The sequence below is a fragment of the Bradyrhizobium cajani genome, from assembly GCF_009759665.1.
Taxonomy (GTDB): Bacteria; Pseudomonadota; Alphaproteobacteria; order Rhizobiales; family Xanthobacteraceae; genus Bradyrhizobium; species Bradyrhizobium cajani.
In genome coordinates this window covers 104,987-122,961 of sequence record NZ_WQNE01000028.1, presented here as the reverse complement: position 1 = coordinate 122,961, position 17,975 = coordinate 104,987, and the positions used below count along the sequence as shown (strand labels likewise).

Here is a 17,975-nt window from a genome sequence, read left to right as displayed (position 1 = left end):
CGCTACACCATCATGTGAGGGACGACCGCTTGCCTTCCAATCAAGCCGCGCGACGCGCGCTATCAAATAGTGCCGTAGCTAGCGCGGCTGGTTGGAAGGCCTCAGCGGAGCCCGTTACCCCATCTACAAAAACGAGACGCCCGCGATCACCGTCCCATCGCCTGATAGATCAGCGTCTTCAGCGCCAGTTGGATCCGGCCGCGCTGCGACGGGGTCTGCACCATGAAGATCCCGAACAGATCGTCTTCGGGATCGATGAAGAAGAACGTGCCGCCGACGCCATCCCAGCGATATTCGCCGAGAGGCCACGACGTGCCCGGCGGCACCGAGGTGCGCACCGCAAAGCCGAGCCCGAAGCCGGAGTTCTCGCCCGGATAATAGTTCTGGTCGCGCGCGATCTTCGTCTCAGGTCCGATGTGATCGGAGGCCATCAGCGCGATGGTCTCGGGCTTGAGATAGCGCCGCCCCTCATAGCTGCCGCCATTCAACAGCATCTGGACGAAGCGGGCGTAGTCGCCGATCGTGCCGACCATGCCGCCGCCGCCCGATTCCCATTTCACCGGCCGCCTGATGTCGCGGACCTGCGTCGTCGGATTGATGTTGCGATCCTCCGGCATCGGCTCGGCAATGCGCGGGAATTTGTCGGGATCGGCGACGAAGAACGCGGTCTCGGTCATGCCGAGCGGGCCGAGCAGCCGCTCCTTCTCGAACTGGAGCAGCGTCTTTCCAGAGACCACCTCGACGACGCGGCCGAGCACGTCGGTGGAAAAGCCGTAATCCCACACCGTACCCGGCTGCTCGACCAGCGGCAGCGTGGCGATCTTCGCAACGAAGTCGGCATTGCCGAGATTGCTCTGGAAGAGATTGGCCTCTGCATAGAGTTCGCGCACCATGCCGCCACCGTGATAGCCATAGGGCAGCCCCGAGGTGTGGCGCAGCAGGTCCTTGATCGTGACCGGGCGCGCGAGCGGCTCCAGCGCCAGCGAGACCTTACCGTCCTCGGCCTTCTTCTCGACGCCGACCTTCATGCCGGCAAACGCCGGAATGTATTTCGAGACGGGATCGTCGAGCGCGAGCTTGCCCTCCTCGACCAGCATCATCGCCATGACGGAGGTGATCGGCTTCGACATCGAATAGAGACGGAAGATCGTGTCCGCGCTCATCGACATCTCGGTCGCAACGTCGCGGACGCCGAAATTCTCGTAATAGATCGGCTTGCCGTGCTGCTGGAGCAGCAGGATGGCACCGGGAATCTTGCCGGTGACGATCTCGTTGCGGATGTAGTCGGAGACCTTTGCGAGGCCCTCGGGCGAGAGCTTGCGGGCGGCGCGTCCTTCGGAGCCCGCCTTCGCACCGCATGCACCAACCAGAAGGACGAGCGCCGCAATCAGCGCACGGCGCCCGCGCACATCACTTCTCCATGGCTTCATAGACCAACTGCTTCAATGTCCGCTGCACGCGCTGGCGCTCGGTCGGGGTCTGCTCCAGCAGGACGAAGAACATGTCCTGCTTGCGATCGATCACGAAATAGCAGCCGGAGGCGCCATCCCACTTCAATTCGCCGAGATCGCCGGGCGGCGGCGGCTTGGCGTTGCCGGGATCGGTGCGGACCGCAAGCCCGAGCCCGAAACCGAAGCCATCGCCGGGGAAGTAGAAATAATCGCGATCGACGCCGGAGCCAGGGCCAACCTGATCGGTCGTCATCAGCTTGAACGTCTCCGGTTTGAGGATGGTCTTGCCGTCGAGGCTGCCGCCGTTGAGCAGCATCTGCGCGAAGCGCTCATAGTCGGCCATGGTCGTGACCATGCCGCCGCTGGCGAACTGGATCTTCTTGACCACCGTCGGATCGTTGATCCGGCCGACCCGGAAATCGCTGTCGTTCGGCAACGGCTGCGCCAGAAGCTTCTGCTTCTCGGGGTCGGTGACGAGGAAGCCGGTGTCGACCATGCCGAGAGGATCGAGCAGCTTCTCCCGCTCGATGTCGAGCAGCGGCTTGCCGGCCGCGATTTCCATCACGCGCGCAAGCACGTCGGTGGAGTGGCCGTATTGCCAGAGCGCACCCGGCTGGTTGTGCAGCGGCAGCTTGGCGATGCGCTCGGCAAACTCGGCGAGATCGAAATCGCCGGCATAGATGTTGGCCTCGCGATAGGCCTTGCGCACCAGGGTGTCGCCATAGAAGCCATAGGTGATGCCCGAGGTATGGCGCATCAGGTCGAGCACGGTCATCGGCCGGTTGGGCGGCACCAGTTCGAGCGACTTGGTGCCGTCCTCGGCCTTCTTCTCGACGCCGACCTTCACATTGGCGAAGGACGGGATGTATTTGGAGACGGGATCGTCGAGCTTGATCTTGCCGTCCTCGACCAATTGCATCGCGACCACCGCGGTGATCGCCTTCGACATCGAGAACAGGCGGAAGATGGTCTTGTCCGTGATCGGCGCCTTGCTGACGACGTCCTGTACGCCGAAGGCTTCGTGGTAGACCGGCTTGCCGTGCTGCTTGATCAGCACGGTTGCGCCGGCGATCTTGCCGGTCGCAACTTCATTCTTGAAGAACTCGCTGATCCTCGCGAGCTTCTCCTGGTTGAAATGCGCGCCGGCCGGAATCTCGTAGGTGCCCTCCGCCCGCGCGAGCGACATGGCACCAAGGGACATGGCACCAAGGGACATGGCGCCAAGGGACATGGCGCCAAGCGACACCAGCACGCCGCAGGCGAGCGCACGCAGTCCAGACTGTGAAATCATACCCCCTCCCCGGAACATGGCCCGGCGGAGTGTACTGACCACGTCATCGGGCACAAGGGCCGCTGTGCCGCACAAGTGCCTCGGAATGGAGGCTGGCGCCTGGCTCGGAGAAGCAGCAGAACACGACGCGGGCAACGGACGGCGCCTGCGGCAGCATTTCGATTGTCGTGCGCACGGCAATATCGGCCGCCCGTTCGGCCGGAAAGCGATAGACGCCGGTCGAGATCGCGGGAAACGCCACCGAGGTCAGCCTGTGCTTGCCGCACAGCTCCATCGAGCGGCGATAGCAGGAGACGAGCAGATCATCCTCGCCGAGGGTGCCGCCATTCCAGATCGGCCCGACGGTGTGGATCACATGCGCGGCCTTGAGCCGGTAGCCCCTGGTGATCTTGGCGTCACCCGTCTTGCAGCCGTGGAGCATCCGGCATTCGGCGACGAGATCGGGTCCGGCCGCCCGGTGGATCGCGCCATCCACGCCGCCCCCGCCGAGGAGCGACGTGTTGGCGGCGTTGACGATGGCGTCAACGCCGAGTGTGGTGATGTCGGCAACGATGACCTCGAGCTCGGCGCCACCGACCCGGCGCCTCAGCATGGTCACGCGTCAGGCCGCGACGACGACGCCCTTCTCGGAGAGGAGCTGCTGCAATTCGCCGGCCTGGAACATCTCGCGGACGATGTCGCAGCCGCCGACGAACTCGCCCTTCACATAGAGCTGCGGGATCGTCGGCCAGTTGGAGAAGGTCTTGATGCCGTTGCGCAGTTCAGCGGATTCGAGGACGTTGAGGCCCTTATAGCCGACGCCGATGTGGTCGAGGATCTGGACGACCTGGCCGGAGAACCCGCACTGCGGAAATTGCGGCGTGCCCTTCATGAACAGAACCACGTCGTTCGACTTCACTTCGTTGGCGATGAATTCCTCGATGCTCATATCCGTGTCCTTCTGGGGCGGAGCCCTCACCTGTCACTTCGGGCCGGCTCAGCCGATTTAACCCGATACCTGCCTATATATGTAGCCCAAACCGTTGTGCATCCAAAGTAAAATGGCGGCGACACACCCCCAGCAGCCGGTCTGGACCCGACCAGATCCATAGGCTGATGACATTAATATAATCGCCGCAGAGGACTTTCATACCGTAGCAGGCGCCCTATCTAGGACGAACCCTGGTTTTGGAACCGGGCAACGCCAACAACGTTCTCTTGTCTTGTCTGGAGAAAAACGTGACGAAACAAGCCTCAGCCACGGCCGCCACCCAGCTTTCGTCACCGTCCTCCGATCCGGGCGACCTCGCCCAGCGGCTGAGAGACGCGTTTCTCACGGTCCGCCGCGAGACCGAGCGCCGGGCGGCACCGCTTTCGCCGGAGGACCAGCAGATCCAGTCCATGCCGGATGCGAGCCCCACGAAATGGCATCGGGCGCATACCACCTGGTTCTGGGAGCAATTCCTGCTCGGCGAGCACTGCGGGAATTACCGGCCCTTCCACCCCGATTTCGCGTTCCTGTTCAATTCCTACTACGTCAGCGCCGGTCCGCGTCATGCCCGGCATCGCCGTGGCGACATCACCCGTCCCAGCGCCGACCAGGTCGGCGCCTATCGCAATTATGTCGACGCGGCCGTCGTCAAATTCTTCCGCGAAGCCGGAGAGGACCAGCTTCGCGCCATCGCGCCGCTGGTGGAGGTCGGGCTCAATCACGAGCAACAGCATCAGGAATTGATGTTCACCGACATCCTGCACGCCTTCGCGCAGAATCCGATCCCGCCGGCCTACGATCCGGACTGGCGTTTCCCGGCCTCGACGCGGTCCGGTGAGGACTGGCTGGCGCTGAACGAGGGCATTCACACCGTCGGCCATGTCGACGACAGCTTCCATTTCGACAATGAGAAGCCGGCGCATCGCGCCTTGGTCGGCCCTGTCAGGATCGCACGTCATCTCGTCACCAATGGCGAATGGCTCGCCTTCATGCGCGACGGCGGCTACCGGACCGCAACGCTGTGGCTGATGGATGGCTTTGCCACCGTCAGCAACGAAGGCTGGGACGCGCCGGGCCATTGGCGCGAGGTCGACGGCCAATGGCATGTGATGACGCTCGCCGGCCTCAAGCCGGTCGATCCGAACGCGCCCGTCTGCCACGTCAGCTATTACGAGGCCGATGCGTTTGCGCGCTGGGCCGGAAAGCATCTGCCGACCGAGATGGAATGGGAGGTGGCGGCACGCACAAGCGCGCTCAACGACGCCTTCGGCGTCGTCTGGCAGTGGACGCGCTCGTCCTATTCGCCCTACCCCGGCTACCGCGCCATTGAAGGCGCGCTCGGCGAGTACAACGGCAAGTTCATGGTCAACCAGCTGGTGCTGCGTGGCTCCTCGCTTGCAACCCCGGAGGGGCACAGCCGCATCACCTATCGCAACTTCTTCTATCCGCACCACCGCTGGCAATTCACGGGACTGCGGCTCGCCGATTACGACTAGAGCATGATCCGGAAAAGTGTGTAGCGGTTTTCCGAAAAGATCATGCTCATACAACAAGCTAAAGCGCGATCTCATCGCGCTTTAGGGGTCTCATCCGACGACAACCGCGCGCCGGACAGCGCGTTCAGGAGAGTATCATGAATGTGCACGCCAGCGCTTTGGCCGAAGCCCATCTCCCCGACGAGCAGACCACCGCCTTCGCCCGTGAGGCCATCGAGGACCTCTCGCAGCAGCCGAAAAAGCTGTCGCCGAAATATTTCTATGACGCGACCGGATCGGAGTTGTTCGAGGCGATCACGCGCCTTCCGGAATACTACCCGACGCGCACGGAGCTTGCGATCCTGAAGGAGCGCGGCAGCGATATCGCAAAGATCATTCCGGAGCATGCGGCGCTGGTCGAGTTCGGCGCAGGCGCGACCACGAAGGTCCGCCTGCTGCTCAATCATTGCAAGTTCGCGGCCTATGTCCCTGTCGACATCTCCGGCGACTTCCTGAAGGCGCAGGCGAACGGCCTGAAGCGTGACTTTTCCTCGCTCGGCATCTATCCGGTCGCCGCCGACTTCACCACGCCGTTCGAGCTGCCCAGGCAGGTCGCATCCATGCCCAAGGTCGGCTTCTTTCCGGGCTCGACCATCGGCAATTTCGAGCCGCAGGAAGCGCAGGCTTTCCTGAAGAGCGCGCGTAAGATCCTCGGCCGGGGCGCGCAGATGATCATCGGCGCCGACCTCGAGAAGGACGAACGGGTCCTCCACGACGCCTACAACGATGCCGCCGGCGTCACCGCGCGCTTCAACCTCAATGTGCTGGTGCGCATCAACCGCGAGCTCGGCGGCAATTTCGATCTCTCCGCCTTCACCCATCGCGCGATCTATAATCGCGAGCGGCACCGGATCGAGATGCACCTGATCAGCAGGAAGAGCCAGACCGTGCGCCTGCTCGGCACCAGCTTCTCGTTCCGCCCCGGCGAAAGCATCCACACCGAGAACAGCTACAAATACAGCCTCGCGCGTTTTGCCGCGCTGGCGCAGGGCGCGGGCTGGCGCGTGCGAGAAAGCTGGACCGATGAGGCCAAGATGTTCTCGGTGCATGCGCTGGAGGTGGCGGAGTAGTCGCTTCCCTCGGCGCATCCTTCGAGACGCCCGCCTTAGGCGGGCTCCTCAGGATGAGGACGGAGTGCGCGGCAACAGTTTCAACAGGCACCAACGGTGATGAGCCTCATCCTGAGGAGACCGCCAACGGGTCCGCGCGAAGCGCGGCCCGATGACAGGCTCCGCGGTCGTCTCGAAGGAAGAGGCGTGCGCTCAGACCGCTCCGGCCGGGGCTCAATGCCCCTCCGTCTCCTCCGGCGTCGAGCCCAGCGACACCGATTCCCACACCGCCACGACGATCATGATCACGGTCGTCGCGACCGAGAGCCAGAGCGGCGAGAGATCGGCGGCAAACCAGCTCAGCACCAGCAGCAGGATGATGCCGATGCCGTGCGAGAGCTGGAGGAAGCCGCGGATCGCGTGCTTGAACAGGATGGTGCCGACCAGGAACACCAGCGGCCCGCCGATCGTGCTGACGATGGTCCTGAGATCGGAATGGCCGGAGGGATGCTTCAGCACCAGTTCGTCCGAGACCGCGGTCAGGATGATGCCGGCGACGATCGGCATGTGCAGATAGGTGTAGGCGAGCCGCGCCAGGCGGCCGGATTCGGTGGATTTCGAGATGCGCTCGGAGCCGGCCTCCGCGCCCTTGTGGAAATAGACCCACCACATCGCGATGGCGCCGACCAGCGCCGAGACGAAGGCGAGGATATTGCTCGCGGTCCACTCCAGTTCAGTGAAAGTAGCACCGTTGACGACGATGGCCTCGCCAAGCGCGATGATGACGAAGAGAGAGCAGCGCTCGGCCATGTGGCCGCCTTCGACGGCCCAGGCCTCGACCGACGAAAACCCGAGCTTCGGGACCCAGAACCGTGCCGCCGGCGAGATGTACTCCCAGGTCACCGCCGCGATCCACAGCCATAGCCGTGCATCTCCCTCGGACAAGCCGCCTGCGATCCACAACACTGCGGAGATCGAGAGCCAGGTCAGGATGCGGATTGCGTTGTGCCGCACCGCGGTCCGGTGGCGCGGGGTTGCGAACATCCAGAACGCGGTGCGTCCGACCTGCATGGTCGCATAGGCGATCGCAAACCAAAGGCCCCGCCCCTCGAACGCGGTCGGGATCGTCGTCGACAGCACGAGGCCGCCCAGCATCATCGCAAAAAGCAGGATGCGGACCGGCGTCAGCTCGGGATTGAGCCAGTTGGTGACCCAGGCGGTATAGACCCACACCCACCACACTGCGAGGAACAGCACCGTGACGTGCACCGCGCCGAGCGGCGTGAAATGGTGCAGCAGGGTGTGCGACACCTGCGTGACGGCGAAGACGAAGACGAGGTCGAAGAACAGCTCGGCATTGGTGACGCGGCTGTGCTGGTTCGGACCGATGACGCGAAACATCGCGCCGCGCGGGTTGTCCGCAGCCATCATCGTCCCCCGTCGCGCTTGGATCAGGTGCCCGTCAGATCAAGTGCCTGGCACCCCGGGTCCGCCAGGGACTCCGGTTTGCAGCGCCAGCGCATGCAGCACGCCGCCCATCTGGCCGCGCAGGGACTGATAGACGATCTGGTGCTGCTGGACGCGGGACTTGCCGCGGAAGGATTCCGAGATCACGGTCGCGGCATAATGGTCACCATCGCCGGCTAGGTCTCGGATGGTCACCTCGGCATCGGGGATTGCTGCCTTGATCATCGCCTCGATATCGTGGGCGTCCATGGGCATTCGGGTCGTGCTCCTTGTCTCGGCCGCGAAGCAGCCTCGTCGTCGAATCGCTTGCCGGGGTCCCCTCGCCGGCAGGGACAAACTTAGCGTGAACGGCCTTCTACGTCACGCCTTCCGGCACTATATCCCTGATCCCATCAGGATATAGGCACGACAAAGTGCCGCGCGCGGCAGATTGATCGAAAAGGCGTGAATCATGAAGCTCCCAGGGCCCGACCACCCCATCACCATCACCCCAAATCCCCGGCGCGTCCGCGTCATGGCCGGCGACATCGTGATCGCCGAGACCAGCAAGGCCCTGACCCTGAAGGAAGCCAAATATCCGGCGGTGCAATATGTGCCGCGGGAGGACGCCAACATGGCACTGCTGGAGCGCACCGATCGCGTCACCCATTGCCCTTACAAGGGCGACGCGAATTATTATAGCGTCAAGGCTGACGGCAAGATGCTGGACAACGCGATCTGGACCTACGAGACGCCCTTTCCCGCGATGGCCGAGATTTCCGGCCATCTCGCCTTCTATCCGGACAAGGTGAAGATCGAGGAAGTGGGTTAGTCTCACTGGCGCTGTCGCGCCGGGGCGATCACAAGTCGCCTCCTCCCAGTCGATACAAGGCACAGGATGCCGCGCAAGGCCGCAAGACTGGTTGGGGTCTCGTTGCTGGGACTAGCCGGCGTCCTCGTTGTGGTGGTCGCCGCCGGACTGGGTTTTCGTGCCTATCGCCAGCACCTTGCTGCGGAAACTCTCGCCATCCATTCCCCCATGGGCGTGCAGGAGGGAGAGTACGTCGATATCGGCGGTATCAAGCAATGGATTCAAATCCGAGGCGAGGATCGGGATAACCCGGTTCTCCTGTTCGTTCACGGCGGGCCTGGGGGGACGACTTTGCCGATCTCGTCGGGTTGGCGACCCTGGGAAAAGCACTTCACCGTTGTACAGTGGGACCAGCGCGGCACCGGCCGCACTTATGGCGCTGCTGGAGACACGCTCGCTCCGACCATGACATTGGAGCGAATGATCCAGGATGGTGTTGAGCTGACCGAGTATCTGCGGACGCATTTGCACAAGGAGAGGATCGTCCTGGTCGGGCATTCCTGGGGCTCATTCCTGGGAATTCACATGGCGAAGCAACGTCCGGACCTGTTCTATGCCTATGTCGGCACAGGCCAGGTGGTTGGCAGGACGACCTTCGAGAAGGCATTCGAGCTCACGATCGCGCGCCTGCAAGCACGGGCGGCGTCCACTGGAAATAGCGAAGCGCTGGCGGAACTGGCGCCGGTCGCCGCGCGGCCGACCATCACCCAGGAGAATCGCCTGATCGCTGAAAAGTGGAGCAGTGCGTTTGCCTTGCCGCCCACCGATCGCATCCAGCTGGCCGGCCCGATCCCGCCCCGCTTCATGCCGGATTTCTCGCTGCTCGATTGGTACAACTGGCGCAAAGGCGTCGCCTTCTCGACAAAGTATCTGACCGGGAGGGACGGTCCGATGTTTCGGCACGACATGGCCTCGATCGGGTTCGAGTTTTCGATACCGATGTTCTTCATCGATGGCGATGCGGATGGCGTGACGCCGGGCGGACCTGCCGAGCAATATTTCAACCAGATCAGAGCTCCGCATAAGGAATTTGTGTGGATTCGCGGCGGCGATCATTTCGTTCCGTTCAACCGTCCCGATGAGTTTCTGGCGGAGCTAATGAGCCGCGTAAGACCGTTCGCACGCAATTGAGGGCGGTCGTCCCGATCTGATGCCGGCCCCGCTACGCCTTGAATATCGTGAGCCCCAATATCAGAAGCACCAGGAAGATCACGACGAACACGTAGAACAGGAAGCGGGCGATGTCGGCGGAGGCGGCCGAAATGCCGGTGAAGCCGAGCACGCCGGCCACGATCGAGACAAGTAGGAAGATCAGCGCCCATTTCAGGATCGTCATCGCCAGCTCCGAAACTGGTGCCGCCCCCTCGCGGCCCTCATGCCCTTTTCGCGAACGCTAACTTCGCTGCGCGGAACTGGTTCCTACGGTCAAACGCCCCCTTGCTGAATCCGGTTCCCGGCGGCACAGTCCTGCTGGGAGAGAGACGCAACCGGGGCGCCAATGAACACGATCTCACATTCAGCGACGATCGGCGCGGAAGCGCATGCTGTGCCGAAGACCAAGTCGCGCAACCTGTCGCTCGATCGCGCCCGCACCTTCCTGACGCTGGTGGTGCTGCTGCACCATGCCGTCATCCCCTATACCTACTTCGGTCATACCGATCCGAAATTCTTCTTCGGCTTCGACATGATCGTGCTGGCCACCGACAGCTTCTTCATGGCGATGTTCTTCTTCCTGTCGGGCTTGTTTGCGTGGTCGGGCATCGCCCGCAAGGGCGCGTTGAACTATCTGGCAGATCGCCTGCTTCGGCTTGGCCTGCCATTCGCGATCTGCGCATTCACGATCATCCCACTCGCCTATTACGCCATCTCGCTTCGGCACCATCCCGAGATCGGCTTTTCGGAATATTGGTGGAATATGGTCACGAAGGGCCCGTGGCCGAGCGGGCCGATCTGGTTCCTTTGGGTCCTGCTCGGCTTCGACGTGGTGGCCTGCATATTGCATCGGCTGTCACCCAACCTGCTCGATCCGATCAACCGCCTCTCGTTGTACGGTCGCCGTCGGCCCGCCGCGTTTTTCGCGGTCATGCTTGCCGTCACGGCAGCGTTCTATGTTCCTGGGCGGATCCTTTATGGACCAAGCAGCTGGTTCGAGTTCGGACCGTTCTCAGTGCAGCACGGGCGCGTGATGCTCTACGCGACCTACTTCTTTTTCGGTGCCGGGATCGGCGTTGCGAATATGGATCGCGGCCTGCTCGCGGCAGACGGCCGGATGGCGAGGGTCAGCTGGGACTGGATGGTCTTGGCGATCGTTCCCTATTGCCTGCTCTGGGTGCTGATCTTCATCAAGCGCGAAATACTGGGCAATCCGTCGCCGCTGCCGAACTGGTATGAGGGGCTCTATGCCATCTGCTTCGCTGTCTTCAGCGTGGCCATCATGTTTCTGATCCTGGCCTTTTTCCAGAGGTTCAGACAATCAGGCTCGGCCAAGCTGCTCGATCCGATGCAGGCGGACGCCTACGGCATGTTTTTGGTGCACTACCCGATCGCGCTTTGGCTGCAATACTGGCTGTTCGACTATGACCTGCCGGCGATCGTCAAGGCGACGGTCGGCTTCGTGCTGACGGTCGCGTTCAGCTGGGCGCTAACGCGCGCCTTGCGCCAGATCCCCGGGGCAACGAAGGTCCTGTGACACTGACGGTCTCCGCCATTGCGAGCGCAGTGGTCGTAGCCCGGATGGAGCGCAGCGAAATCCGGGGTCTTGCCACAAACGGACACCTTCCCGGATTACGCTTCGCTCCATCCGGGCTACGGGTTTGAGACTGTGGCGCCACCTCAGGCCGCTTTGCCGCCCATATATTCCGGCAGCCAGCGCTCGAACGACTTGCGCAGCGTGTCGATCGCAACCGGCGCCTCGCCGGCGATCGCGATCGCATCGCCGCCGGTGGTGCCGATGCGCACGCAGGGCACCTCGCAGCCGCGCATCTTGGCGAGCACGCGGCCGGCTTCGGTTTCCGGCACGGTGACGAGATAGCGCGCCTGATCCTCGCCGAACCAATAGGCCTGCGGCACGAGCGCGGCCGGCGCTGCCAGCAGTTTTGCGCCGATGCCGCTCGCCATCGCCATCTCGGCGAGCGCGATCAGGAGGCCGCCGTCCGACAGATCGTGCACGGCAGTCGCGGTGCCCGCATGGATCATGCCGCGCACACAATCGCCGTTGCGCTTCTCGGCGGCGAGATCAACCGGCGGCGGCGCCCCCTCCTCGCGACCGCAGATGTCGCGCAGGTAAACGGACTGGCCGAGCCAACCATGTGTCTCGCCGATCAAGAGGATCGCCTCGCCCTCGGCCTTGAAGGCGAGCGAGGCGGATTTGGTGAAATCGTCGAGCAGGCCGACGCCGCCGATCGAGGGCGTCGGCAGGATCGCGCGGCCGTTGGTCTCGTTGTAGAGCGAGACATTGCCGGAGACGACCGGGAAGTCGAGCGTGCGGCAGGCTTCCGAGATGCCCTTCAGGCAGCCGACGAACTGGCCCATGATCTCGGGCCGCTCCGGGTTGCCGAAATTGAGATTGTCGGTGATGGCGAGTGGCTTGCCGCCGACCGCGGTGATGTTGCGCCAGGCTTCCGCCACCGCCTGCTTGCCGCCCTCGAACGGATCGGCCTCGCAATAGCGCGGCGTGACGTCGACGGTCAGCGCCAGGCCCTTCGGCCCGTCCTGCACGCGCACCACGGCGGCGTCCCCACCGGGACGCTGCATCGTGTTGCCGAGAATGACGTGATCATACTGCTCCCAGACCCAGCGCTTGCTGCACATGTCGGGCGTGCCGATCAGCTTCTCCAGCGCGGCACCGAGTGCCATCGGGGCCGGCACGTCGCGGGCGTGCACGATCGGCAGCGCGGCGGAGGGAACATGCGGCCGGTCATAGACCGGCGCCTCGTCGCCGAGTTCCTTGATCGGCAGGTCGGCCATGACGTCGCCGCCATGCTTGACCACGAAGCGCTTCGTCGGCGTGGTGTAGCCGACCACGGCGAAGTCGAGGCCCCACTTCTCGAAGATCGCCTCGGCTTCCTTTTCCTTTTCGGGCTTGAGCACCATGAGCATGCGCTCCTGGCTCTCCGAGAGCATCATCTCGTAGGCGCTCATGCCGGTCTCGCGGGTCGGCACCGCGTCGAGATCGAGGTCGACGCCGAGATCGCCCTTGGCGCCCATCTCCACGGCAGAGCAGGTCAGGCCCGCCGCGCCCATGTCCTGGATCGCGATGACGCAGCCCTTCTGCATGATCTCGAGGCAGGCTTCCAGCAGCAGCTTCTCGGCGAAGGGATCGCCGACCTGCACGGTCGGCCGCTTCTCCTCGGACTTGTCGTCGAACTCGGCCGAGGCCATCGAGGCGCCGTGGATGCCGTCGCGGCCGGTCTTGGAGCCCAGATAGACGATCGGCATGTTCACGCCTGAGGCGGCCGCATAGAAGATCTTGTCGGCATCGGCGAGGCCCACGGCCATCGCGTTGACGAGGATATTGCCGTCATAGCGGGTGTGGAAGCGCACCTGGCCGCCCACCGTCGGCACGCCGAAGGAATTGCCATAGCCGCCGACGCCGGCGACGACGCCGGAGACGAGATGCCGCGTCTTGGGATGTTCGGGCGCGCCGAAGCTCAGCGCATTGAGGCAGGCGATGGGACGCGCCCCCATGGTGAAGACGTCGCGCAGGATGCCGCCGACGCCGGTGGTCGCGCCCTGATAGGGCTCGATGTAGCTCGGGTGGTTGTGGCTCTCCATCTTGAACACCACGGCCTGGCCGTCGCCGATGTCGATCACGCCGGCATTCTCGCCAGGCCCCTGGATCACCCAGGGCGCTTTCGTCGGCAGGCCGCGCAGATGGATGCGCGACGACTTGTACGAGCAATGCTCGTTCCACATCGCCGAGAAGATGCCGAGCTCGGTGAAGGTCGGCTCTCGCCCGATCAGCTTCAGGATGCGCTCGTATTCATCGGGCTTGAGCCCGTGGGCGGCGACCAGTTCGGGGGTGATCTTGGGTTCGTTCTTCATGGATTCGGGGCTTTCGGCGGCGGTTGGCCGTTCTTAGGAACATCGGGGGGCTCTTGAAAGCCCTTTATGGCGCATTTTCCCGCTGTCCCACGTTTTGCGCCGGTCAGCCTGCGGGAACAGGAATTGCACGGCGCGAACGGATCGGATTTAAGGGCTAAAGACCCGCAATTGAAGGCCCATTTCCTTGCACGAATTGACCAAAGCGCCCCCGCCCCGCCGCCCTGACCTCCATGTCGCCACCGAGGGGGAATTTCAGGGCTGGCGAACCTGGATTCGGGACAGTTTCGAGTCCCATGTCGGCCCCTTCTGGCACCGGGTCGAGGCGGATGGCAGCGTCCGCTGCGCCTTTCGGGTCGAGAAGAAGCACCTCAACGGCTCCGGCAACGTCCATGGCGGCTGCTACATGGCCTTTGCCGACTACTCCCTGTTTGCGATCGCGACCCATGTCCTGGACAGCCGGGCTGTGACGACCAACTTTTCCTGCGAATTCCTCGACGCAGCACGGGAGGGCGAGCTGATCGAATGCACCGGAGAAGTGAGCCGGGCCGGCGGTTCGCTGATCTTCCTGCGCGGCAAGATGATGTCCGGCAACCGGCAGCTGTTCACCTTTTCCGGCACGATCAAGCGGGTGAAGCGGAAGGCACAGCCTCAGCCAAACGCATAGCTCGGCTCCTTCCCTTTTCACGCCCCCTCGCCCAGAGTTGGCGAAGCGCTTTCGCGCCGGGGAGCAGAAACAAGGTGCCGCAGAGCACAGCGAAGGCGGATCGCGCGACGGCGCCCGTATCAACGCCGTCACCGGCCGCCACCGGCGCCCGCAACTGGCGCGACTATGCGCTGCTGCTCGCGCTGGCCTGCTGCTGGAGCTCGACCTATCCGCTGGCCAAGCTCGCGCTCGACACGATCCCGCCCATCACCTTCATCGCGGCGCGCTCGCTGATCGCGGCCGCCTTCCTGTTCGCGATCCTGTGGATGCGCGGCGTCAGGATCCCGACGGACGCGAAGGCCTGGAAGCTGTTCGCGACCCAGCAGTTGATCAACTCGACCTTCCCGTTCCTGATCATCACCTGGTCGCAGCAATATGTGCCGGCGTCGAACACGGTGGTGCTGGCCTCGACCACGCCGATCTTCGCCTTCCTGATCACCTCGCTGATCACCCGCCACGAGCCGGCGACGTTGCTCAAGCTTGCGGGCGCGATCCTCGGTCTCGCGGGCACCGCCGTCATCGTCGGCCTCGATGCGCTTGGGGGCCTCGGCAGCGAGATCATTGCGGAAATCGCGATCCTGCTTGCCACCATCTCCTTTGCCTGCGCCACGATCTTCGGCCTGCGTCTGTCCGATTACGACCCGATGGTGGTGGCGGCCGGCTCGCTGCTGTTCGGCGGCCTGGTGCTGCTGCCGCCCTCGCTGATCATCGACCAGCCCTGGTCGCTGCGCCCGACGCCTCAGGCCATCACCGCCACCATCGTCATGGGCATCGTCTCCAGCGCACTGGGCCTGATGCTGTTCTACGTCTGCCTCGGCCGGCTCGGCACGCTGACGACCAACGCGCAAGGGTATCTGCGCATCCCGATCGGCGTCGGCCTCTCCGTGCTGCTGCTCGGCGAGAGCGTGCCGTCGAACCTCGCCCTCGGCCTGCTGCTGGTGATGGCCGGCGTTGCCGCCATGACGGTGCCGGCGGAGCGGCTGAAGCTGCGCTAGCTCACGTCGAAATCTGCTTCTCGGCGATCGACAGCCACTCGGCCTGCGCATCGCGCAAGTATTTCGGCGCGCGGCGCATCTGGATCAGCAGCTCGTTGAAGACCATCCGTGCCTCTGCGGTGCGGCCGACCATTTGCGGCAGCATGCCGTAGCGCACCCGTGCCTCGGCGCCGGGGAAATAGCCGGCGAGAGCATGATATTCCTCCAGGGCCTCGTCGGTACGGCCGACCTCGGCGAGCGAACGGGCGTAGAGCAGATGCGCGTCGGCGGAATCGAAGTCCGGCCATTGCTTCTGAAGATCGTCCAGCGTTGCGAGTGCGTTGGCCGGACGGTTGGCGGAAAACTCGGCCTGTGCCTTGCGAAACGCGTAAGCGGGATCGTGGCCCATCGGCAGCTTCAAGATATGATCGTAATGCTGCTCGGCTTCCGCGAACCGCCCGATATTCGCGCACTCTTCTGCAAGCGCCGCGCGGTTGGCAATGGTGTCGGTGCCAGCCAGCCGGTCGCACAGTTCGCGGTAGCGCTTCTCAGGATCGAGCCGGTTCGCAACCCGCTGGCGCGCCTGCCTTGCACCGGGGCTGGAAAACCATTCGGGAATGAGCTCGACCGCGATATAGGCCAGCGCGCCCATCAGCGGCACCATGAGGATGATGAAGGCCCAGGGTCGCAACCGCCCGGTTCGCGAGGCATGATAGATCAGCGTGATATCGAGCAGCAGAACGACCAAAGCGACGGGCATGTGACATCCGGAAAGCACAATGACAGCGCACGCTTCCTGATATCGCAACTGACGCGATGAAACAACTTCGAGTTGCGCATCGCGGCAGAAATCGACGCCCTCGGTCGCACGCGCCTTGGTGGCGACGAAGGATCAGTCGTCTCGACGGCGGTGGAGGTTCAAGAGCGCCGCAGCCGGTGCGCTATTGCTTGGCGTCGTCCGCCAGCATCTTCCGGTACTTCTCGACATCGCGTGTCACGAGCTTTTGGAGCACCTCGGGCGTGTGCTCGTCGGGATCGGGCGCAACGGTCGACAGATCAGCGAAGCGCTTCTTCACCGCGTCGGTCTCCACCGCCGTGCGCGCGGCGGCGTTCAGCTTGGCGACGACGGCCGGCGGCGTGCCCTTGGGCGCGAACAGGCCGTTCCAGCCCTGCGCCTCGAATTCGGGCAGGCCTGCTTCGGCCGATGTCGGCAGATCGGGCAGCGTGGCCAGCCGCACAGTCGAGCCGACCACGAGCCCCTTCACCAGCTTCTCGTTGATCGACTGCGACACGGACGCGGCCGCGTCGCAGACGCCGTCGATCTGGCCGCCGACCGCATCGGTGAGCGCAGGCGCGGCGCCGCGATAGCCGACCAGCGTCGCATCGATGCCGGCGGCGGTGACGAAGCTCTTGCAGATCAGGTAGTTCGACGAGCCGACGCCGGCATGGCCGAGATTGATCTTGCCGGGATTGGCCTTGGCGTAGGCGATGAACTCCTTCAGGTCCTTCGCCGGAAAATCCTTGCGCACGGCGATGATGCCGAACGTCTTCGCCACCATGGCAATCGGCACGAAGGACTTCGGCGTGAACGGCAGCTTTGGATAGATCGTGTAGGTCGCGGCATTGGTGCCGGCATTGCCGATCGCGATGGTGTAGCCGTCAGGCTCGGCGCGGGAGGCGCGCGCCAGCGCGGTCGAGCCGCCGGCGCCAGCGACGTTCTCGATCACGATGGTCTGGCCGAGCGCGATGCCCATCTGCTCGGCCACCGTGCGCGCAATCACGTCCGAGGTGCCGCCGGCCGCGAACGGCACGATCATGGTGATCGGACGCTTGGGAAAATCCTGGGCGAACGCGGCCGTCGCGAAAGCAACGACCGCGACAGCGGCTGACAGCCGCTTCAGCGCGAACGCAATCACGCGGCCTTTTCCAGATGCTGGACGAGGCCGGCGAACAGGCCACGGCCGTCGGTGCAGCCCATGATGTCTTCGACGTGGTTTTCGGGATGCGGCATCATGCCGAGCACGTTGCCCTTGTCGTTGACAATGCCGGCAATGGAATGCGCCGCACCGTTGATGTTATGGGCTTCGTCGACCACGCCTTCGGCCGAGCAATAGCGATAGAGCACCCGCCCCTCGCCTTCGAGCCGCTTGATCGTCTCTTCGTCCGCCTCGTAATTGCCCTCGCCGTGAGCCACCGGCACGCGGATCACCTGTCCCGCATTGTAGCCGCGGGTGAACGGCGTGTCGGACCGCTCGACGCGCAGATGCACGTCGTGACAGATGAACTTCAGCCGCGCATTGCGCATCAGCACGCCCGGCAGGAGACCCGACTCGCAGAGGATCTGAAAGCCGTTGCAGACGCCGAGCACGAGGCCGCCCCTGGCCGCATAATCGCGTACGGCATCCATCACCGGCGCCCGCGCCGCGATCGCGCCACAGCGCAAATAGTCGCCGTAGGAGAAGCCGCCCGGCACCACCACGAGGTCGGTGCCCGCAGGCAGCGAGGTCTCGGCATGCCACACCATCGCCGGCTCGCTGCCGGAGATCAGCCTCAAGGCACGCGCCATGTCGCGCTCGCGGTTGATTCCGGGAAAGACGAGGATGGCGGCTTTCATGGCAGAGGTTCCGGCGGTGCTGGGAATC

At 64.0% G+C, this 17,975-nt stretch carries 18 protein-coding genes; 7 read left to right on the top strand and 11 right to left on the bottom strand.

Translation table 11 applies throughout. From position 1 onward, the window contains the following. Positions 1 to 146: 146 nt before the first annotated feature. Genes GPL20_RS28255 through grxD form a run of 4 tightly spaced genes read right to left on the bottom strand, consistent with a single transcriptional unit; the run spans position 147 to position 3,670 of the window. A complete protein-coding gene (locus GPL20_RS28255; protein ID WP_254125940.1) occupies positions 147 to 1,409 on the bottom strand; it encodes a serine hydrolase domain-containing protein in 1,263 nt (420 codons plus the stop codon). A 1-nt stretch (position 1,410) separates the two neighbouring features. Next, positions 1,411 to 2,742, bottom strand: a complete 1,332-nt coding sequence (locus GPL20_RS28250) for a serine hydrolase domain-containing protein (RefSeq protein ID WP_157333801.1) — start codon at positions 2,740 to 2,742, stop codon at positions 1,411 to 1,413. A 43-nt stretch (positions 2,743 to 2,785) separates the two neighbouring features. After that, positions 2,786 to 3,340: an O-acetyl-ADP-ribose deacetylase gene (locus GPL20_RS28245; RefSeq protein ID WP_254125942.1), complete on the bottom strand. Its 555-nt coding sequence runs from the start codon at positions 3,338 to 3,340 to the stop codon at positions 2,786 to 2,788. A gap of 3 nt (positions 3,341 to 3,343) precedes the next feature. Continuing rightward, positions 3,344 to 3,670: a Grx4 family monothiol glutaredoxin gene (gene grxD, locus GPL20_RS28240; RefSeq protein ID WP_157333797.1), complete on the bottom strand. Its 327-nt coding sequence runs from the start codon at positions 3,668 to 3,670 to the stop codon at positions 3,344 to 3,346. Positions 3,671 to 3,909: 239 nt separating this feature from the next. Here grxD and egtB point away from each other — a divergent pair, with 239 nt between their 5' ends. Together egtB and egtD are read left to right on the top strand one after the other, a co-directional pair. Continuing rightward, positions 3,910 to 5,208, top strand: coding sequence for an ergothioneine biosynthesis protein EgtB (gene egtB, locus GPL20_RS28235; RefSeq protein ID WP_157333795.1), 1,299 nt, complete (start codon positions 3,910 to 3,912; stop codon positions 5,206 to 5,208). A gap of 137 nt (positions 5,209 to 5,345) precedes the next feature. After that, complete coding sequence (gene egtD, locus GPL20_RS28230) at positions 5,346 to 6,317, top strand: L-histidine N(alpha)-methyltransferase (RefSeq protein ID WP_157333793.1); 972 nt, start codon at positions 5,346 to 5,348, stop codon at positions 6,315 to 6,317. 213 nt (positions 6,318 to 6,530) lie between these two features. Here egtD and GPL20_RS28225 read toward each other — a convergent pair whose 3' ends face one another. Together GPL20_RS28225 and GPL20_RS28220 are read right to left on the bottom strand one after the other, a co-directional pair. Further along, positions 6,531 to 7,724, bottom strand: coding sequence for a low temperature requirement protein A (locus GPL20_RS28225; RefSeq protein ID WP_167533257.1), 1,194 nt, complete (start codon positions 7,722 to 7,724; stop codon positions 6,531 to 6,533). A 39-nt stretch (positions 7,725 to 7,763) separates the two neighbouring features. Further along, positions 7,764 to 8,018, bottom strand: coding sequence for a BolA/IbaG family iron-sulfur metabolism protein (locus tag GPL20_RS28220; RefSeq protein ID WP_035707582.1), 255 nt, complete (start codon positions 8,016 to 8,018; stop codon positions 7,764 to 7,766). Between the two features lie 196 nt (positions 8,019 to 8,214). Here GPL20_RS28220 and GPL20_RS28215 point away from each other — a divergent pair, with 196 nt between their 5' ends. Next, positions 8,215 to 8,574: a DUF427 domain-containing protein gene (locus tag GPL20_RS28215; RefSeq protein ID WP_157333789.1), complete on the top strand. Its 360-nt coding sequence runs from the start codon at positions 8,215 to 8,217 to the stop codon at positions 8,572 to 8,574. A 66-nt stretch (positions 8,575 to 8,640) separates the two neighbouring features. Beyond that, entirely contained in the window at positions 8,641 to 9,744 is a 1,104-nt protein-coding gene (locus GPL20_RS28210) for an alpha/beta fold hydrolase (protein ID WP_157333787.1), read from the top strand. A gap of 31 nt (positions 9,745 to 9,775) precedes the next feature. Here the strand turns inward: GPL20_RS28210 and GPL20_RS28205 are convergent, their stop codons facing one another. Next, positions 9,776 to 9,949 carry a DUF1328 domain-containing protein gene (locus GPL20_RS28205; RefSeq protein WP_157333785.1) on the bottom strand — a complete coding sequence of 58 codons (174 nt, stop codon included), beginning with the start codon at positions 9,947 to 9,949 and terminating at the stop codon, positions 9,776 to 9,778. 162 nt (positions 9,950 to 10,111) lie between these two features. On the opposite strand from GPL20_RS28205, the gene GPL20_RS28200 reads away from it, so the two are divergent. Further along, positions 10,112 to 11,302, top strand: a complete 1,191-nt coding sequence (locus tag GPL20_RS28200) for an acyltransferase family protein (protein WP_157333783.1) — start codon at positions 10,112 to 10,114, stop codon at positions 11,300 to 11,302. 143 nt (positions 11,303 to 11,445) lie between these two features. Here GPL20_RS28200 and purL read toward each other — a convergent pair whose 3' ends face one another. After that, complete coding sequence (gene purL / locus GPL20_RS28195) at positions 11,446 to 13,656, bottom strand: phosphoribosylformylglycinamidine synthase subunit PurL (protein ID WP_157333781.1); 2,211 nt, start codon at positions 13,654 to 13,656, stop codon at positions 11,446 to 11,448. A 184-nt stretch (positions 13,657 to 13,840) separates the two neighbouring features. Here purL and GPL20_RS28190 point away from each other — a divergent pair, with 184 nt between their 5' ends. Continuing rightward, positions 13,841 to 14,320 carry a PaaI family thioesterase gene (locus GPL20_RS28190; RefSeq protein ID WP_167533252.1) on the top strand — a complete coding sequence of 160 codons (480 nt, stop codon included), beginning with the start codon at positions 13,841 to 13,843 and terminating at the stop codon, positions 14,318 to 14,320. 74 nt (positions 14,321 to 14,394) lie between these two features. Then, positions 14,395 to 15,354 carry a DMT family transporter gene (locus GPL20_RS28185; RefSeq protein ID WP_254125944.1) on the top strand — a complete coding sequence of 320 codons (960 nt, stop codon included), beginning with the start codon at positions 14,395 to 14,397 and terminating at the stop codon, positions 15,352 to 15,354. 1 nt (position 15,355) lies between these two features. Here GPL20_RS28185 and GPL20_RS28180 read toward each other — a convergent pair whose 3' ends face one another. The 3 genes from GPL20_RS28180 to purQ form a co-directional block, all read right to left on the bottom strand. Next, positions 15,356 to 16,093, bottom strand: coding sequence for a tetratricopeptide repeat protein (locus GPL20_RS28180; RefSeq protein ID WP_157333779.1), 738 nt, complete (start codon positions 16,091 to 16,093; stop codon positions 15,356 to 15,358). 181 nt (positions 16,094 to 16,274) lie between these two features. Further along, positions 16,275 to 17,249, bottom strand: coding sequence for a tripartite tricarboxylate transporter substrate binding protein BugD (locus GPL20_RS28175; RefSeq protein WP_254125946.1), 975 nt, complete (start codon positions 17,247 to 17,249; stop codon positions 16,275 to 16,277). Continuing rightward, positions 17,246 to 17,947, bottom strand: a complete 702-nt coding sequence (gene purQ, locus GPL20_RS28170; RefSeq protein WP_157333778.1) for a phosphoribosylformylglycinamidine synthase subunit PurQ — start codon at positions 17,945 to 17,947, stop codon at positions 17,246 to 17,248. The genes GPL20_RS28175 and purQ overlap by 4 nt, the downstream gene beginning before the upstream one ends. Between the last annotated feature and the right edge of the window lie 28 nt (positions 17,948 to 17,975).

What these genes read in the sequence shown, in the direction of transcription:
- GPL20_RS28200 (WP_157333783.1), top strand. Translation starts at nt 10,112, where the DNA reads ATGAACACGATCTCACATTCAGCGACGATCGGCGCGGAAGCGCATGCT.
- GPL20_RS28225 (WP_167533257.1), bottom strand. Translation starts at nt 7,724, where the DNA reads ATGGCTGCGGACAACCCGCGCGGCGCGATGTTTCGCGTCATCGGTCCG.
- GPL20_RS28205 (WP_157333785.1), bottom strand. Translation starts at nt 9,949, where the DNA reads ATGACGATCCTGAAATGGGCGCTGATCTTCCTACTTGTCTCGATCGTG.
- purL (WP_157333781.1), bottom strand. Translation starts at nt 13,656, where the DNA reads ATGAAGAACGAACCCAAGATCACCCCCGAACTGGTCGCCGCCCACGGG.
- grxD (WP_157333797.1), bottom strand. Translation starts at nt 3,670, where the DNA reads ATGAGCATCGAGGAATTCATCGCCAACGAAGTGAAGTCGAACGACGTG.
- GPL20_RS28215 (WP_157333789.1), top strand. Translation starts at nt 8,215, where the DNA reads ATGAAGCTCCCAGGGCCCGACCACCCCATCACCATCACCCCAAATCCC.
- GPL20_RS28220 (WP_035707582.1), bottom strand. Translation starts at nt 8,018, where the DNA reads ATGCCCATGGACGCCCACGATATCGAGGCGATGATCAAGGCAGCAATC.
- GPL20_RS28250 (WP_157333801.1), bottom strand. Translation starts at nt 2,742, where the DNA reads ATGATTTCACAGTCTGGACTGCGTGCGCTCGCCTGCGGCGTGCTGGTG.
- egtD (WP_157333793.1), top strand. Translation starts at nt 5,346, where the DNA reads ATGAATGTGCACGCCAGCGCTTTGGCCGAAGCCCATCTCCCCGACGAG.
- GPL20_RS28210 (WP_157333787.1), top strand. Translation starts at nt 8,641, where the DNA reads ATGCCGCGCAAGGCCGCAAGACTGGTTGGGGTCTCGTTGCTGGGACTA.
- purQ (WP_157333778.1), bottom strand. Translation starts at nt 17,947, where the DNA reads ATGAAAGCCGCCATCCTCGTCTTTCCCGGAATCAACCGCGAGCGCGAC.
- GPL20_RS28180 (WP_157333779.1), bottom strand. Translation starts at nt 16,093, where the DNA reads ATGCCCGTCGCTTTGGTCGTTCTGCTGCTCGATATCACGCTGATCTAT.